This is a genomic window from Psychromonas sp. psych-6C06 (assembly GCF_002835465.1).
Lineage (GTDB): Bacteria > Pseudomonadota > Gammaproteobacteria > Enterobacterales > Psychromonadaceae > Psychromonas.
On record NZ_PIZM01000014.1, the window covers coordinates 12,498 to 30,461 of the forward strand.

The 17,964-nt window shown below is 38.2% G+C and carries 15 protein-coding genes; 13 read left to right on the forward strand and 2 right to left on the reverse strand.

Annotated features, from left to right (window positions below):
- Window positions 1-6: 6 nt before the first annotated feature.
- The 8 genes from CW745_RS15405 (at window position 7) to CW745_RS15440 (ending at window position 10,212) form a co-directional block, all read left to right on the forward strand.
- Window positions 7-1,494: a DUF2235 domain-containing protein gene (locus CW745_RS15405; protein ID WP_101109593.1), complete on the forward strand. Its 1,488-nt coding sequence runs from the start codon at window positions 7-9 to the stop codon at window positions 1,492-1,494.
- The gene (locus CW745_RS15410) at window positions 1,460-2,506 is read left to right on the forward strand and encodes a DUF2931 family protein (protein WP_101109594.1); all 1,047 of its coding nucleotides are present in this window, start codon (window positions 1,460-1,462) and stop codon (window positions 2,504-2,506) included. The genes CW745_RS15405 and CW745_RS15410 overlap by 35 nt, the downstream gene beginning before the upstream one ends.
- On the forward strand, window positions 2,487-2,789 hold the full coding sequence (locus tag CW745_RS15415; RefSeq protein WP_101109595.1) for a hypothetical protein: 303 nt from the start codon (window positions 2,487-2,489) through the stop codon (window positions 2,787-2,789). Before CW745_RS15410 ends, CW745_RS15415 begins: the two co-directional genes overlap by 20 nt.
- 383 nt (window positions 2,790-3,172) lie before the next feature.
- The gene (locus CW745_RS15420) at window positions 3,173-3,628 is read left to right on the forward strand and encodes a hypothetical protein (RefSeq protein WP_101109596.1); all 456 of its coding nucleotides are present in this window, start codon (window positions 3,173-3,175) and stop codon (window positions 3,626-3,628) included.
- 205 nt (window positions 3,629-3,833) lie between these two features.
- A complete protein-coding gene (locus tag CW745_RS15425) occupies window positions 3,834-5,801 on the forward strand; it encodes a tetratricopeptide repeat protein (protein ID WP_101109597.1) in 1,968 nt (655 codons plus the stop codon).
- Between the two features lie 399 nt (window positions 5,802-6,200).
- On the forward strand, window positions 6,201-6,461 hold the full coding sequence (locus tag CW745_RS15430) for a hypothetical protein (RefSeq protein ID WP_101109598.1): 261 nt from the start codon (window positions 6,201-6,203) through the stop codon (window positions 6,459-6,461).
- Window positions 6,462-7,212: 751 nt separating this feature from the next.
- Window positions 7,213-9,171, forward strand: coding sequence for a methyl-accepting chemotaxis protein (locus CW745_RS15435; RefSeq protein ID WP_101109599.1), 1,959 nt, complete (start codon window positions 7,213-7,215; stop codon window positions 9,169-9,171).
- Window positions 9,172-9,603: 432 nt separating this feature from the next.
- A complete protein-coding gene (locus CW745_RS15440; RefSeq protein WP_193755632.1) occupies window positions 9,604-10,212 on the forward strand; it encodes a C-type lectin domain-containing protein in 609 nt (202 codons plus the stop codon).
- A gap of 75 nt (window positions 10,213-10,287) precedes the next feature.
- Here the strand turns inward: CW745_RS15440 and CW745_RS15445 are convergent, their stop codons facing one another.
- On the reverse strand, window positions 10,288-11,307 hold the full coding sequence (locus tag CW745_RS15445) for a GTP-binding protein (RefSeq protein WP_101109601.1): 1,020 nt from the start codon (window positions 11,305-11,307) through the stop codon (window positions 10,288-10,290).
- 384 nt (window positions 11,308-11,691) lie between these two features.
- Here CW745_RS15445 and CW745_RS15450 point away from each other — a divergent pair, with 384 nt between their 5' ends.
- Window positions 11,692-12,072 carry a GFA family protein gene (locus tag CW745_RS15450; RefSeq protein ID WP_101109602.1) on the forward strand — a complete coding sequence of 127 codons (381 nt, stop codon included), beginning with the start codon at window positions 11,692-11,694 and terminating at the stop codon, window positions 12,070-12,072.
- Window positions 12,073-12,142: 70 nt separating this feature from the next.
- Here CW745_RS15450 and ettA read toward each other — a convergent pair whose 3' ends face one another.
- Complete coding sequence (ettA, locus tag CW745_RS15455; protein WP_101109603.1) at window positions 12,143-13,816, reverse strand: energy-dependent translational throttle protein EttA; 1,674 nt, start codon at window positions 13,814-13,816, stop codon at window positions 12,143-12,145.
- A gap of 230 nt (window positions 13,817-14,046) precedes the next feature.
- Here ettA and CW745_RS15460 point away from each other — a divergent pair, with 230 nt between their 5' ends.
- From CW745_RS15460 to CW745_RS15475, 4 genes are all read left to right on the forward strand, one after another.
- Window positions 14,047-14,670 (forward strand): sulfotransferase family protein, encoded by a 624-nt coding sequence (locus tag CW745_RS15460; RefSeq protein ID WP_101109604.1) that lies wholly within the window; start codon window positions 14,047-14,049, stop codon window positions 14,668-14,670.
- Between the two features lie 23 nt (window positions 14,671-14,693).
- Window positions 14,694-14,840 carry a prepilin-type N-terminal cleavage/methylation domain-containing protein gene (locus CW745_RS15465; RefSeq protein WP_101109605.1) on the forward strand — a complete coding sequence of 49 codons (147 nt, stop codon included), beginning with the start codon at window positions 14,694-14,696 and terminating at the stop codon, window positions 14,838-14,840.
- 326 nt (window positions 14,841-15,166) lie between these two features.
- Window positions 15,167-16,432 carry a serine hydroxymethyltransferase gene (gene glyA / locus CW745_RS15470; RefSeq protein ID WP_101109606.1) on the forward strand — a complete coding sequence of 422 codons (1,266 nt, stop codon included), beginning with the start codon at window positions 15,167-15,169 and terminating at the stop codon, window positions 16,430-16,432.
- Between the two features lie 399 nt (window positions 16,433-16,831).
- Window positions 16,832-17,956: a restriction endonuclease PLD domain-containing protein gene (locus tag CW745_RS15475; protein WP_202973212.1), complete on the forward strand. Its 1,125-nt coding sequence runs from the start codon at window positions 16,832-16,834 to the stop codon at window positions 17,954-17,956.
- The last annotated feature ends 8 nt before the right edge of the window (window positions 17,957-17,964 follow it).

A 17,964-nucleotide genomic window follows, 5' to 3' on the forward strand; every position in this document is an offset into this window, starting at 1 on the left:
ATTTAAATGACGGAAATATGTGAAAAAGTGGCCATCGCAACTCCGCCAAAAGCAGAGAAGGAGCCAGAGGAAAAAGAGAAAAAACCTATTAAAGTTCGCTTAGCTATTTTTTTTGATGGTACGTTGAATAATAGAACTAATATTGAGGCAAGAGAACAAAATACTCAACACTATCTTGATCATACTAAAGCTGGCAGTAGTTTCGAAAATGGTCGAACTAATGTGGCTATCATGGAAACGCATATGAAAGAAGAGGTACCTAGTGAATATGATCTTTATAAAAGTATGTATGTCCCTGGGCAAGGTACCTTTGATCTAGAAGGTGACAGTTTATGGGGTTATGCCTTAGCGATCGGTGATTCAGGTGTGCCTGAGAGAGCTAAATTAGGTGTACAAAAAGCCTTATCAGCATTAACTGGTTTTGATTCTAGTGATTTTGATCCTGAAAAACATTATTTTGAAAAAATTACCATTGATGTGTTTGGTTTTAGTCGAGGGGCCGCAACAGCTCGCTATGCAATTTATTTATTGTTGAAAGATAAAAATAGCTTGGCTAAGCGTTTAGAAGCGTTTGGCTATGAAGTCGATGAGAGTGTTGTCGAGGTTGGTTTTGCTGGTATATACGATACTGTTTTATCTTATTTGGCCAGCCAGAAGTTTAAATCTTCGAATAACCGTTTAGAGCAAACCGCACATAAATATGCAAATAAAGTTTTACACTTAGCATCCGCTGAAGAGCACCGAGCTGACTTCCCATTACATAATATTAAAGCCTCGAAGTGTAAAGGTGGAGAAGAGTACTACCTTCCTGGTGTGCACTCTGATGTTGGTGGTAGTTACAATAAAGCAGATCCATCTAAAGAGCTTATGTTGACCAATAGTGAAGATCTTACCCTTAATAAGGGCACACTCTGGAAAATGGAGGCAGATAAAAAATGGCTTATTGAGCAAGGTTGGTATCGTGGTATACCTGATGTACGTGATGAAGCTGTTATTAAATCTGAGGCCCGGACTAAAATCCGGACAATGGAAAAACAGAAAAAATACCATATTGCCATAAGAGATGGGGAGTTTACGATCAACTGTTACTTTAGACCTAACAATCAATATCATATGGATGTTGTTTTTGCCTACGCAACACTTGATGTTGAGCGAAGTGGCATTCATAGTGCTTTTTCTAACATCCCCCTTAAGATTATGGCGGACTATGTTGAAAAAGAGCCCAAACTAGCTATTAAACCAAAAATGAAGAGCCGAGCAGATCAAATTATTAAAAATTCTAACTTAGAAGTATTGGAAAATAAGGTTCTTGAATATGTTGGCAAGAAACCTAGTGATTCTAAAGCCGAAGACTGGATTGCTGAAGGTGATGCATTAAACGACTTTTTAAAAGATTACAGACACAAACATTTAAATTTCTCGGCAAGGCGTGGTATTGGCTATTCGCCAAGAATCAAAGATGGAAAGCGTACAAGGTTTATTTATGATGCGTAGCTATATTCGAGCAGTTTTATCATTTTTATCAATTACTTTGTTAACGGGATGTGTAATGAATAGTGAACCAAAATATACTTGGGGAGCGCAGAAAAATGGACCGAAGGGGTTTCCTGTAGAAATATTATCCGGTACTTTGCTCTTTAAGGGGGAGAAAAGGGGAGTTTATGTTCCTGATGGGCCATCTGATGGAATATGGAGTAAAGGGTTCGCAGATCATCTGGATGTAGAGTATGCATTACCGGATAGATTAGAGGTTACCTTTTACTCATATTTTGAAAACCAGACCTATCATGGGGTATTTGACTTACCCTATGAGCAAATGGTTGAACTTTATCAGTGGGGTGAAGATAACCCATTTAAACGGTTAAAGTTTGAGTTACCACAGTTTAAAAAAATTGTGGTAGGTGTTGCCCCTGGAGGAACGGTGGCTGCTTGGGTTACTGGTCCTGCAGAGCAACGAGAGATACTTTTCGCGCAAGCTGAAAAAATTGATCTTAGCCTTTCGAGAGTTTTTGATATTCCATTTACGTCTGAGGAAGAGGGCGAAGCCTTTCGAGTTAAGGTGTTAAAAGAGGATGTTGGAAATGAGCATTATCAGCAGGTGATGGCCGAAGGAGTTCCATTTGATATTTGGCAGCGTTATCGAAAATTGTTTTCTTGGAAAATTATTGGAAATGGAGAGTTAGCATTTACGGATGTTCATGCAACTCATGTGAACGGGTTTAGAAGTCATGTTCGCTACGATTATACGAAAGCCATAGAAGCGCCTGCTCCAAGATTTATAACGTTTTATCATGGACCTAAGTTATATGAATTAATTTTTGATGAATATGAAACCATTAAAGCCTTTGAACTATTGTCTGCAATAGAAGGGCTTAGCCCGGAAGAAGCACTTATTCATATTGAGGTAATACCTAAATTACCTAAAGAAGCTAGCTTGGTGAGAATATATAATGCTAAAAAGTCTATTGAGTTAAAGAGTGCTTCCTATGCTGAATCAGCGAAATAAGCGCAAGAAAAATTTGGTTAATGCTTTTTTATTATTTACGTACGTTTTTGTGGTAATAATATTAGGAGTTGCTTGGGGAGGCACTGCTCAATTAATTCTTACGCTCATTGCTGTAATAGGTACTTTCGCTTTGTTAATGTATGGGCATGGTATTAAAGGCTCGTTTGCTAACGCCAATGCACAAGAGAAGAAAGCACTTGAACGGGTTGCTATAGTAAAAGGAGTCAAGTGGGCTGGTGGGTATAGTTTAGTATTATTATTTAGCTATTGGATAATTAATTAGTTCCCGCTCCCTTAAGTTATTATTTCATTGACTTACCACCGAGTAACCATATTCCATTGGTGTTTTACCTCTGGTTAAAGCCTGGGTATAGGAACTTATAGAGGAGGGTGAGCTTCAGATAACCGCTGAAAATACGATAAAAAGAAGCCGAATGGGGTAGCAGCTAAAGATTAGTTAAATAATTTTTTAAAGCATCGAAATGAAGCATTTAAACTTTTTGGCTAAGTGCTTGATAGAATATTGTAGTTGTAAAGTGAATTTGGTTACCTCACCATAACTTTTTAGGCCATAAAGGTGGGTGAATGTAGCAAAGAGAAAGTGCGTAAGCCCCCGGCAAAAAACTTTAAACTTTGCTTTAAAGATGAAAGCAAACAAGAGTATATATGAGCCAACTTATCAGGCAGAAAAAGATTACCGATTTTAACCTAATACGTACGGCTAGCATTCGCCTTGTTTATGGTGCAATGATTGCCTTTTATGTTGCCTATTTAGTAGAAGAGCCGTTTAAATACCAAATTGCTTATATCGCAATATTTGTAGCTATATCCCTATTAAGTGATTATTTCGCCGCTAATAGTAAAGCGTCGGCAGAGGTTTCAATCAAAGACAACCAGTTTAAGCTGATGGATGTAGAGATTGATATTGCCATGCTCGATGAAATTTTATATTCGCAAACTAAGCGCTTTGAACACACCATTAGATTTCGCTTTTCAAATGATACCTATCGAGATTTTGAGTTGTCATCTCCTGATTTAATCGAAGACCTGCGCTTCTATCACTTTCTTGTAGAGAACAAGTTGCCAGTCAAAATGTTAGATAATGATGATAGGCTAATTTAATTTTTCACCAATAAATAATACCAATGACACTAAATAGCTAATCTATCTGGCTGGTTAAAACAAATTACTTCAGCGTTGAAAATTTTAAACACATACTTAATATAATTGATATAACAAGCAGGTAAAACGGATTTTCATTACTTCGTTTGAACGAACTGCATAATATTTCATGGTGTGCATACCATAAAGAGAACAGGGAAAACCGATGAGTTTTATTAAAAAAATATTCAGTGGAAGAAGTAATAAAAAAAATAAACAAGCCTCCAAAGAGGTTGAGCCTAGTGATGTTAAAAAAACTGAAACTAATGCTAATGAAGCGGTTTCCAGCGACGCTGAGTCACAAGAAGCGTTAATTAAGGTACATGATGAATACGGTCGTGAAATGCAAATTGGAAAGCAGGAGTGGTTAAATAATGTTTTATTAGGGAATTTAGATAAAAATCGAGATAACCCTGATGAACTTTATAATCTCATCATATCTGCCCTGAATGATGGTTTTGAAGCGCACATTCAAGATGCGAGTGCACGCCTTTATGAAATAGATCCAATTAAAGAACGTGGTGCGTGCATTCATGGCATCGTATTAATGAAAAATAAACAATTAGATGAAGCCGAAAAAGTGCTCAAAGAAACGATGAGTATTGTCGGTCAATCAGGTGTGTTATTAACTAACCTAGCGAAAGTATATGCAGAGCGTAATGAGCATGCGTTAGCGGAAACAGTACTTTGGAGTGCTTTAGAAGCCGATCCGAATCAAGATAATGGGCTGGACTGGTATGCCGTTATTCACCATGAGCGTCGCGGAGAAGCCGCTTATATAGAAGCACTGAGAAAAGTCAGTAAACTCCCTGGGGCTTGGCGACCTCAATTATGGTTAGCACGTGAGGCACTTAAAAAAGGTGAAAAACAGGTCGCACTCTCTTTTTACGAAGAGATATTTAGGATTCTCCAACAGCCTGATTCACAAGTATTACAACAGATAAGTGGCGATTTAGGACAAAGTGGACATATTCAAGAGATTATTACTGTTGTATTACCTCACTTTGTTATTGAACATCACGGGTTCTCAGTTGCGAATAATCTCATCAAAGCATTTGTTGAATTAAAAAGGTATCCAGAAGCTAAGTCATTGGTTGAAGCACTTTTTGCCTATAATCGACCTGATTGGAAAGAGGGGTTAACTTACTGGATGACAGAATTAGATAATTTAATGGGAGACTATGGGCCTGTCGAAGATAAAGAGCCACCTAAGCTGGCATTGATGCCTGTTAATCAACCTATTTGGTTACATAAGCTAAATGCAACAGAGCATATTATCCCTCAAAAGAGTGAAAAACCATTTACGATACTGACAACATCGGGTAGTTGTTCTATTGCTGAAAATCATGATCAGTCAATGAAACAAAAAACCAATGAAGAGGGAAGTATATGTCGTGGTATTGCTTTATCTTTCTGCGATAAATTGAATATGGAAAGTAGTGCGCAAGCCTCGATGTTGGTGCCCATTATTGAAGATGCTGGCTTTGTTTTTTTCGGGCAACGTTATGAGGAAAGTTGGGCTACTCAGTTAGTTAATCACTCACCTTGTGATTTGATTATATTGCCACACCTTTACGCAGAATCTAGCCCATGGAAATTGGAATTACGTCTCTTTGACCCAGCTGACACTTCTCTTGTAAAAACAATCACTAAAGAGTTCTCTGCTGATAAGCCCTCGCAGGCATTAAAGGAGTTAATTGAGGAAACATACCATTATATTACCGATAACTATGCCATTAATATTGCGGATTCTTCTCCTAACCTTGCTCAAATATCCCCACAATTATTTGCTCATTATGTCGATGCGAATGAAGTCTGTTTAGCCTTATCTTTAGCTTGTAATGTAGAAGATGGTGCGAGCACCTTATATGGCGAAAGAAATATTTTCGATAAACTATTAACGCTTGCTCTTGAAGAGCCTAATAGTGATATTCATAAGCTGATGCTTGTTTCTGCTATGTCTAAAAACAAAGCATACGGTTCAACAATTTACCAAGAGTATGAAAAGAAAGTGAAAAAGTTAGTCGCAACGCAGCACTCTGGTTGCGACACCTCTAAAGTCTTGGAAAAGGCATTATGTGATATTTATGGCAATAAAGATGAGGAGGATAGATTGGGAGTACCTACAAGTTGAAGTAAAATAACTCGCTGTTTTTAAATAGGATAGATCCAAGGTAATCAAAATCTAAACATCGACCCTTAGGATTCATTTGCGAGAGGGGATATTTTAGGTATAACTTTAAAGTCAGTTGCTTGGCGTATTTAATCTAAGGGGGGCAAGTCTTTTACATCAGAAAATGTAATGAATATAATTGGTGAACCAGATGATAAGCGTCCATATTGTAATTCTGATTACGTTTCTACTCGTCCTCCCTATGTTTTAGTTGGACGTTTAGACAGAGCATCGAGGGCATATAAAAATGTTCTGTAATCACTATCTTCTATAACTAAATGGAAAAAGAACCAAATTAGCGAAGGTTGTTATACGTCTTCTCGTGTAAAAAGTACTTTAATATTAAATTAGGAGTTAAGAATGTTCTACGTAATAGGCTGTAAGCCAATAATTCGTGAAGATGGTGGCGCTGTTTTAACTCTGAATAATGCCTTTAAGCTAGCTGGTCTAAGGTTATGGAAAACAGGCTCACCAATAAAAAATGAACGGAAGAGCAATGTACCTAACCCTGTTGAATTAGATTTCGATGCGCATTGCAGTTTTGATGGTTTACCCAGAGAGATTGTAGATGTAGGTATCCCTGTTATGTCTAAGCGTTTATGTGACGTTTTGAAAAAATAGGTGTTGATAGTTTGGAGTTATTTCCAGCAAAATTAAAGAATAATCAAACTGGTCAAGTGGATTTCAGGAAAAATAGGTGGCGACGAATCTATCACTTAATATTACATGCCTTCTATCTGTACCACTACAGTCAGCTACCGAGGTTTAATGTACTTTAAAATTAGTATATTCCAATTACCTTTCTAAATTATCCTTGCAAGTATTATTTTTATGATACTTAGCAAATCTGCTTGATGATTTATGCAGTAAAATAGCTGTTTAAGTAGACAACGAAATAATTATTGGGGTTTCATATCTTTCCTATTTAAATCAGCAGTTCAAGTTGATGTGAATAAAATCATAGATACAACCTTGAAGACTTTAATAAATGAAATAAGAGTGGCCAACTTTAGTTGTTCACTCTTATTGTGAAGACTAATTTTAGCTAATAAAACTGACCTTAATTAACTAAAGATGTTGCACGGATGTATGTGTTTTTAACAAGTCTTATTTGTGCCCACCTCTCATAAATGCCATTTATTTTTACTGTTTAACCTTTACCTTTAATAATAAACAGATAAAAGATGTATCGAGTTTTTTACCTTAACTCTATAAATTTAAGCGTTTTTTTAGTGTTTTTACGATTTAAGCTTTTCTGGCTAAGCATTCTTTAGATTATGACAAATTATTCAGAGGCGTAAGTTTCTAAAAAACTTTAACTATAGTGATTAAATATAAGGTCTTATCGACTTCTGTTTTTAAGGAATGAACTATGTATCAAAAGCTAAACCTATCTACACAACTTAACGTCGCGTTTGCCATTATTTTAGTGTTATTGAGTATTGTTTCTATCGTTGCTTACAAAGGGTTAGATAACGGTTTCAATAACTTTAAGGAGTATCGAGGCCTAGCTCGTGATACTAACTTAGCTGGTCGCCTGCAGGCCAATATGTTAATGGTTCGTCTTAATGCTTTAAAATACCTAAAACTTCCAACGGAGCAGGTGTTAGACGAATATCACCAGCGCTTTGAAAAAATGGAAAGCTTTCTCGATGAAGCAAAAGTTGAAATACAAAACCCTGAACGTGCTCAAAATGTGCAAGAGTCAACGAGCTTAGTAAAAGAGTATAAAGATGGATTTGAAGAGGTTGTTAAGCTAATTGCCTACCGTAATAAAATTGTAGAGAATGAGTTAAATCCTACTGGTAAAAAAATGCGTCAGCTGATCAGTAATTTACGAGAGTACGCTAACGATGCGGGTTTAGAATCAACGCAATACGCGATAGCTAAAGCTTCTGAGAATGTATTATTAGGGCGACTATATGTGATTAAATACTTAGTGACCAATTCGGAAGAAGATTATAAGCGTGCGAAGCTAGAGTTAAAAGATATTCTAATAAATGATAGAAAAAGCTTAGAGGGCCTATTTTATGCCGATGAGCCAAAACAAATATTAAGCCAGTTTGACAAGTTATATGAGAAATATATAAAAACGATTGATGATGTTCACCGCACCATTGTTGCCCGTAATAGTATTATCAATAATACGCTCAATCGAGTTGGCCCTATCGTTGCTAACAAAATTGAGGCTGTAAAGTTATCAGTAAAAAGTGATCAAGATAAACTTGGTCCGCAAGCGCAAAATACAGCACAAAGCTCTATCTCTATTGTTACCTATACAGCACTATTTAGCCTATTCACTGGAATTGTCCTTTCTCTATTTATTACCAAAATGATTAAGAAACCCATTGGTGGGGAGCCTAAAGAGATTGCTAATATTACACAAAATGTTGCTAACGGAGATTTAACCTATGCATTCACTGACAGTGATAAATCGACGGGTATTTACCTTGCAGTTGCAGAGATGACCACTAAACTGCGCAAATTAATTGGTAGTATTGTGGAAACTGGCAATGATATCGCAGCCAATGCACAGCAAGCAAAAAGTGTGTCTCAGGAGACCAGTGAGGCAGCCGGCCTTCAAAAAGAGCGCACAACACAGGTTGCCACTGCAATTCAAGAGATGTCGTATAGCATTCAAACCGTAGTAAAACACGCATCTGAATCTGCTGAAGCAACGCAAGATGCAAAAAGAAAAGCCGAAGATGGAAAAATGGTGGTAGATGATACTATCCAGTCGATTCAGCATTTAGCAGAGCGTGTAGAGCAATCGGTTGATGTTATTCAATCCTTAGAAAAAAATTCATCTGAAATTGATTCTGTCGTCGAAGTTATTCAAGCAATTTCCGAGCAAACTAACTTACTGGCTTTAAATGCAGCGATTGAAGCTGCACGTGCTGGCGAACAAGGTCGAGGCTTTGCCGTGGTTGCAGATGAGGTTAGGGGGCTTGCTCAACGAACGAAAGAGTCGACCAGTGAGATTCAAAAAATGATTCAGTTATTGCAATCGGGAACAAGTGAAGCGGTTAAAGTGATGAATGAAAGCCAAGTGGAAGCTCGAGATACCGTTGAAAAATCTCAAACAACAGGGGATGCGTTAGACAGTATCTTAGAAACAATCACTCATATCAATGATATGAATACGCAGGTGGCGACAGCCGTTGAAGAGCAAGCGGTGGTAGCAGAAGAGATTAATAATAATATAACGGCAATCAATGATTCTGCAGAGGTGACTGCAAGTGGGGCAAACCAATCATCCAATGCAAGCCAGTCTTTAGCTGATTCCGCTAAACATTTACAAGATATCGTTGGCGGATTTAAACTAAAATAATCTTTTAATTTAACCAACTCCCTTACCTCATAAACCATGAATATGATTGTCGTGGTTTATGAGGGGGGGGGAATTTTACAACATGAGAGGTTGTTTTTACGCGGAAATTATTTGCTAGTTATCACCACTAGTAAGTCAAAGTAACATCAATAAACCGGCCTTTTCTGTTTATATTTTCTTTAATCGTCCTTAAAACTCTAAACCTACCTAGATAGTGTTATAAATTATTTAGGGTGATCTGTATTCATTGTAAACCACTAGGTACAAGTTAACTAAGGTTAAATCTATCTCACAGACTTAGTAACATGCAATGCCCAATCATTGTAAATAGCACCTCTTTTCATTAGATTCCTCTATAAACTCATGCCAAAAATAAGTACCTTTTTTATAAGGGTTTTATGCAATAAATTGAATTTTCACGGAGGAAAAACTATGTTCAACAAACAGATAAAAAATACGCTATTTGTAGCATCTTCGCTGTTACTTGTGAGCCAGTCGGTGTTCGCTTCACCGATGTACGTAACTTGGGATGAAGCAAATGGCGGTAATGGGCATCACTATGCACTCACTGAGTTATCATCAGATTGGCTGAACGCTGAGCAACAATCAATCGCGGAAGGCGGCCACTTAGTGGCAATTAATAGTGCTGCGGAGCAGCAGTTTCTCAACGATACCTTTTTAAGTAGTGGCGACATTTTACCTTTTTGGATCGGCTTAACAGATAAAGATGCAGAGGGGGATTTCATTTGGTCAAACGGTGATGATGTGACCTTTACTAACTGGAAAGCGGGTGAGCCAAATAACTATCAAAATGAAGATTACGCAGTAATGAACTGGGATTTCGCAAGGGGGCAAGGGATTAAGGGGACATGGAATGATGTGCCTCTGCAGGGAACAACGGGTTTTGGTGGCAGCAGTAATGGGCAATATTACGGTGTCATTGAGATTAGTAGTGCCAGTGTACCGGCGCCTGCGGGGCTGGCATTAATGTTATTCGCTTTATGTGGTTTGGGTTTCTCGCGTAAATTTAAAAAGGTATAAAAGAGAGCGATGTTGGCTCCAAATGCACACTCATTTGGAGTTTTTTATCGCTATTACCTTTATGAATACTGTTATTTAGCTATCTGAAACAGTTGTGATAATACAGCTCAATAATTGTGTTTCAAGTCGCTTATCGAGTTGTTGATTGATAATTTCAATTCGACTTTCTAAGCATTGCTCTAGTGCTATTTCGGTAAACCTATCTTCTGTCGCGTTATAGCCAAATAAACCTTTATCGGTGATAAACACCGCTTTTACACGTTGCACTTTTAGCTTATTCAAAAAAGTGAACAATTGCTGGTGGTTAAACATTATTTTTGCTGAAAAGCGCCAACCAATGCTAACAAAGCCTTCTCCCTTATTCTCTGCTTTAATGTAACCACAGTCAGGAAAATCCAGCTCAGATGCTAATCGCTTTTCTGTGTTGTGATGGTGATGAGAATGGCTATTACGCACCTCAATGTTGCTCTTTCCGCTGAGCTGTTGAATATCGATATTACCTTGCTGAGCATAAATAAGTTGCGCATCGGTTTTACCATGAAGTGTCATGTACTCGTTTAATCTTAATTTGTCTTCATCTTGATATAAATCGCTTTTATTCGCGACGATGGTATCGGCAATGGCAATCTGCTGGTTAAAAGTCTCATGTTGGGTATAGCGTTGATCTTTTAAATTACGTGCATCCACTAAGGTTAAGGTTTTTTGTAAGCAAAGCGTGTGTTGATAGTGCTCACTGGTGAGCAGTTGCAGGATCTCTTTAGGGTGCCCTAAACCGGTTGGCTCAATTAATAGGCGATCTGGTTTTGCTGTTTTTAATAATTGGTTTAATGCAATTTTCATCGGTACGCCAGCAGCGCAGCACATACAGCCTCCCGGTACTTCGCGTATGAAAACACCTTGTTCAGCGGTTTGTTGCCCTGCAATCAAACTGCCATCAATACCAATTTCTCCAAATTCATTAACTAACACTGCCCAGCGCTCTGTGAGCGGTTTATTTTTTAGAAACTGTAAAATAGCTGATGTTTTACCAACACCTAAAAAACCAGTGATGATATTCGTTGGTACACTTTGGATAACTTCTTTTTTATTATTCATCTACTTATCTTTATAGTTAAACATTAATGTTATAATGTAACATTAATGTTAGTGCCTGATAAACAATGAACATTGTTTTTTAATCGCCCGCAAATTAAAGAAGCAAACATCTAGGGGAACTGGATGAGTACTTTACATTTTTTGTTTTAATACCAATTCCGCTAATATAGTGATCAAATATTACACAGGAAAAAGTAGTTAGTTCAAGGCAAAATTGATGTAAATGGTTGTTCCCTTTGCGAAATTTTTAACGCTGAAATAGCTTCTTTTAACCAGTAAGGTTGATCAGTTATTTAGTGGATTTGGTATAACCTCTTGATAGGATGAGTGTCTCTTTTACACTAAACTAGATGTTAAAACGTACTTGAAGGGAGAGAAGAAAAGATGATATATAAAGGAAGTTGCCACTGTGGAGCCATTCAGTTTGAAGTAGAAGCACCTGAAAATATTGACGCTGATTATTGTAATTGCTCGATTTGCAAAAAATCAGGGTTTCTTCATTTGATTGTCCCATTGAGCAAATTCAAACTGCTTAAAGGTGAAGATGAAATATCTACCTATCGCTTTAACTCAGGTATTGCAGCGCATACGTTTTGCCGTCATTGTGGCGTAAAACCTTTCTATACCCCGCGCTCTAATCCTGATGGAATAGACGTTAATCTCAATTGCTTAGATACCGTCCCACATTGTATACAAGTCAGCGATTTTGATGGTCAAAATTGGGAAGCGAACGCCGCGAGTTTAGCGCATAAAAGTAAAGAGTAAGTAGATTGTTTCAATGGCGATTAGTTAATAAAAAGGTCGCTTAAAGCGACCTTTTTCGTATGTTTGTCTTTTATGAAATACGTTTGTATTTAATACGATGTGGTTCAGTGGCTGCTGCACCGAAGGTTTTCTTTAACCATGCTTCGTAATCCGTATAGTTACCTTCATAGAAGTTAACTTGACCTTCATCGCGGTAATCGATGATATGCGTCGCAATACGATCTAAGAACCAGCGGTCATGTGAGATAACCATTGCACAACCTGCAAAACTAAGTAGCGCATCTTCCAATGCACGGAGTGTCTCAATATCTAAATCATTGGTTGGCTCATCGAGTAATAATAAATTACCACCTGATTTAAGCAGTTTAGCAAGGTGTAAACGGCCTCGCTCACCCCCAGATAGATTACCAACGATTTTTTGTTGATCTGTACCTTTAAAATTAAAGCGTCCTAAATAAGCACGACTTGGAATCTCAACGGTGCCGATTTGAATAATGTCACTGCCACCCGACACTTCCTGGAATACAGATACTGAATCGTCCATATGGTCACGGAATTGTTCAACACTGGCCATCTGCACTGTTTCACCGATCTTAATGTCACCAGCGTCAGGCGTTTCAGCACCGCTTAGCATTTTAAATAGCGTTGATTTACCTGCACCATTGGCACCGATAATGCCCACAATAGCACCTTTGGGAATACTAAAGCTTAAATCGTCAATCAATACACGACCATCAAATGATTTCTTCAAGTTTGTAACGTCAATAACTTGATCACCTAAACGCTGACCCGTTGGGATGAATAGTTCATTGGTCTCATTACGTTTTTGGAAGTCTTGGTTATTAAGTTCTTCAAAGCGAGATAAACGTGCTTTGCTTTTAGATTGACGTCCTTTCGCATTTGAGCGAACCCACTCTAGCTCTTTCTCAATTTGACGTTGGCGAGCTTTCTCTTTTGATGCTTCTTGTTTCAAACGCTCATCTTTCTGCTCAAGCCATGAAGAGTAGTTACCTTCCCATGGAATGCCGTAACCACGGTCAAGCTCTAAGATCCAACCTGCTACATTATCAAGGAAGTAACGGTCATGGGTAATTGCCACAACGGTGCCTTCATAGTCATGTAAGAAACGCTCCAGCCATGCAACTGATTCTGCGTCCAAGTGATTGGTTGGCTCATCGAGTAGTAACATATCTGGTTTTTCAAGTAATAAACGACACAATGCAACACGGCGACGTTCACCACCTGAAAGGACTTTTACAGGTTGCTCCCAAGCAGGTAAGCGAAGTGCATCGGCCGCACGCTCTAATTGGTTTTCAAGGTTATGACCATCATGCGCTTGGATAATATCTTCCAATTGACCCTGACGTTTAGCAAGTGCATCAAAGTCTGCGCCTTCTGCTGCGTAATCTGCATATACTTGATCAAGCTCGGTAAGTGCATTTTTAACTTCGCTCACCGCTTCTTCAACCACTTCACGCACGGTTTTTTCAAGATCTAAGACGGGCTCCTGCGGTAGGTAACCGATTTTAGTGCCCGATAATGCTTGCGCCTCACCTTCATATTCTTTATCAACACCTGCCATAATTTTTAATAGCGTTGATTTACCAGCACCATTTAAACCTAATACGCCGATTTTCGCGCCGGGGAAAAAACTTAATGAGATATCTTTTAAGATTGTGCGCTTTGGTGGGACCACCTTGCTCACTCGATTCATGGAGAAAATAAATTTATCTGGCAATGCCATAGTAGAACCCTTTATTTTTGAAGGAAATGAAACTAAGTGGCATTTTAAGTTAAAGGGGTAGGGCAAGCAAATAGGTTTGAATTAATTGTGTGGAGTAGCTTGTATTTGATCCTATCTTGCTTCATTCTCGCCGGAATTTGATTACACTATGCAACTTTTTTGATGGCTATCATATATTGAGCACTAACTTGAACTGTATCGCTTTGCTTATCCAGAACTGAGATTATTTAATGTCTAAAATTTTTATTATCGGTTTACCCCGTACCGGCACGACCAGTATCAGTGTTGCCTTGCTCGGTTGCGGTTTTAAAGTGGCTCACACGGCATTTACCAAACAAGCCTTTGTACTGGCTGATGTCATTTCAGATGCGCCCTGTTTTTCTGACTATCCGCAGTTAGATGCTCTTTTTCCTGATTCTAAATTTGTTTATTTGCAACGAGACCTGACAAAATGGATCCCTTCGATGCAACGTCTTCTAAGCAAAATGGCGCCTCATCTGTTACCTAAAACAGGCCATTTTAGTCCTGTGTTGAAACGCAGTTTTGCGCAAACCTTTGCCACAGAAGACCCTCAACTATTAACAGAGTCTCATTTGACGGCCTGTTACCTGCGCCACGAACAACAAGTTGAAGCCTATTTTACAGGGCGACAAGATTTGTTGACGATTGATATCAGTGAGAAGAATAGCTTGCAGGCATTGATGTTATTTCTCGGCCTAACATCGGATAAACAGGCGCAATTTCCACACTTAAATAAAGGTACCCAAGTAGCGAATTGGAAAGCTTACAAACACGCTAATAAAATAAATAGCCACAGCGCAGGGCCGGATCATCGTCAGTTTTTTGATTATTAATAAGTTAAATTGAATGCATGCTGATGTTCACTGCAAGAGTGAGGCAGGCGGGTTTTTCATTATTAGAGATCATGAGCGCGTTGGTGATTTCTAATATTGCGCTACTGGGTTTAGCCACGGGACAAATTAAAGGTCGTTATTGGCTATGCAATATTTGTTCGCTATATTAATGGCGTAATTTAATACGGGGAGAATCAAGCGATGCGCTCCCTATCATCAACCCTCTCCGTTCTCAGTCAATGATGTCCTTGGTGTTCAATACAACAGGGTGATATTTAATATGATGTAAAATTTCCTTCCTATGAGCCTCTATTTCAGCAAACTTCATTTAAAAATTAATGAAATTATTCATTACCTATGAATATTTCTCATTATTATTGAAAATTTATTCATTTCATTTCCTCTATGCAAGGGGCGAAAGTTTGCGTAAAATGAGCTACATCAAAAAAATCATTAAATTTAACTGACTACCAGTTATTTCAATTAGGAGAAACGCATGTTTAACCGCGATATGAATATTGCAGATTACGATCCAGAGCTATGGGAATCAATGACGGGCGAAGTTCAACGTCAAGAAGATCACATCGAGCTAATTGCATCTGAAAACTACACAAGCCCACGTGTAATGGAAGCGCAAGGTAGTCAGCTTACAAACAAATATGCAGAAGGTTACCCTGGTAAGCGTTACTACGGTGGTTGTGAGTATGTTGATGTTGCTGAGTCTTTAGCGATTGAACGTGCTAAATCTTTATTTGGTGCTGATTACGCAAACGTACAGCCACACGCAGGCTCTCAAGCAAACAGTGCTGTTTACGCTGCACTTTGTAATGCTGGCGATACAGTATTAGGCATGAGTCTTGCTCACGGTGGTCACTTAACACACGGTGCTAAAGTAAGTTTCTCTGGTAAAACTTATAATTCAGTTCAGTACGGAATCAACCCTGATACAGGTATTCTTGATTACGCTGAAGTTGAGCGTTTAGCTGTTGAACACAAACCAAAAATGATTATCGCTGGTTTCTCTGCGTACTCAGGTGTTGTTGATTGGGCTAAATTCCGTGAAATCGCTGACAAAGTAGGTGCTTACCTCTTTGTTGATATGGCCCACGTTGCTGGTCTTGTGGCTGCGGGTCTTTACCCTAACCCAGTACCATTTGCTGATGTTGTTACAACGACAACGCATAAAACATTAGGTGGTCCACGTGGTGGTCTTATCCTTGCTAAAGCAAATGCTGAGATTGAGAAGAAATTAAACTCAGCTGTTTTCCCTGGTGGTCAAGGTGGCCCATTAATGCACGTTGTTGCAGCTAAAGCGGTTGCATTTAAAGAGTGTGCTGAACCAGAATTCAAAGCGTACCAAGAGTCTGTTTTAGCTAATGCTAAAGCGATGGTTGCTGTATTCCAAAAGCGTGATTACAAAATCGTTTCTAATGGTACTGAAAACCACCTTTTCCTTGTTGATTTAATCGCTCAAGATATCACGGGTAAAGAAGCGGATGCAGCATTAGGTCTTGCTCACATCACTGTGAACATGAACTCTGTACCAAACGATCCACGTTCTCCGTTTGTTACATCTGGTCTGCGTATCGGTACACCTGCATTTACTCGCCGTGGTGCAACTGTTGCTGATGCAACTGAGCTTGCTGGTTGGATTTGTGACATCCTAGATGTTATCAAAGATGAAGAAAAACTAGCTGCAACCATTGAAGCTGTTAAAGTAAAGGCTGCTGCATTCTGTAAAGCAAACCCTGTTTACGGTTAATCGCTAACGCGTTACTATAAAAAGCCACACTCTGTGTGGTTTTTTTTTATCTGGTGTTTGTTATATCCAACGAAATAATACTAATGGAATTAAAAAAGTGATTAGTCTTGATTGTTAAAATTTCGATAATATAACAATTATTTACGTTTTTTTGCCTGTATTAAGCCACTTTTATTGCTCAAAATTTAGATCATTTTTTCAATTCTTTTAGGATTATACCAAACGAAATAAATAGCGGGTCTAATTTACTGGTTGAAGCAACTTACCTCTTCGTTGAAACGTTCGTAAAAGGGAACAGCCATTTATGTTAAGTTTCGCCTTGATTTAAGTCACTTTTCCTGAGCAAAATTTAGACCACATACTTAATTCGATTGATATTATTCAACAATAAGGTTAACAGTGCATTTTTATAGAATACAATCAGAGCAAAAAAAGCAGGACTATCATCACTATTTGCAAGTGGTTGGAGGTTTATCCAACCTGTTTTCTGAATCTACGGCACCATATCTCTATTATCGCGCAGCTGAACGTATCTTTTGTCGTGCCTTTAATGCAGAAGATCTGTCACGAGGAGATGTCGCGATTGATGCGATGAAAAACGGTGTTGGCATTGGTCTTAAAACATTTTTAATAGGCAATCAAAAGTCTTGGCAAAAAGTGGCTGAGTTTAATCGTGATCGAAGTAAATATATTGACTTACCTACATTAGAGATGGTGAAAGAGGTTGCTCGTTTAAGAAATGCACGCATTAATTTTACGATAAGACTTTATCGATTAAAACGTGTTATTTATCATTGTGTGGTGCGAGACAAGGGAGTTTTCCATCTTTTTGAAGAGCCTATGCATTTGGTCGATATTGAAAATATCAAGCTGATTAATAATAACAGTAATTCAATTATTTTTACCGATGGTATTGCGGATTATAATTTTTCATTATCAAAGAGTACGTTATTAAAACGTTTTAATACATCCCACTATGCAGCAAGCTTTAACATTGATATCGCTGATGATCCTCTGTCTCAACTCAGTGAGCAAATGCGATTAACGACACAATTAAGCCCTAAATTAAAATCATTCGATACTATTTACCTTCCTCTGTATGGGCGTAATAAAACCGTCTTTGAGCGAAGTGGATTAAATCAATGGAATGCGAATGGCCGAAAACGCGATCCCGATGAGGTTTATATTCCCATACCAAGTTGGATTCATGATAAGTTTCCTGATTTTTTCCCTGAGCAAGATGTTCCATTTTCAGTTCGCTTACCTTCTGGGCAACGGTTGAGCTGTAAACTATGTCAAGCAGGGCGTAAAGCATTGATGTCTAATCCAAATGTTGATTTAGGTCGCTGGATTTTACGAAGTGTGTTACAACTTGAATATGATCAGTTAGTTAATTATTCACAATTACAAACACTGGGTGTTGATTCTCTACGCTTAGATAAAATAGCTGAAGGGGAATACCAGATTAATTTTAGTAAAATAGAAAGCTATGAAGAGTTTAGCGATTTGAATCGCTTTAAATAATAGATAAA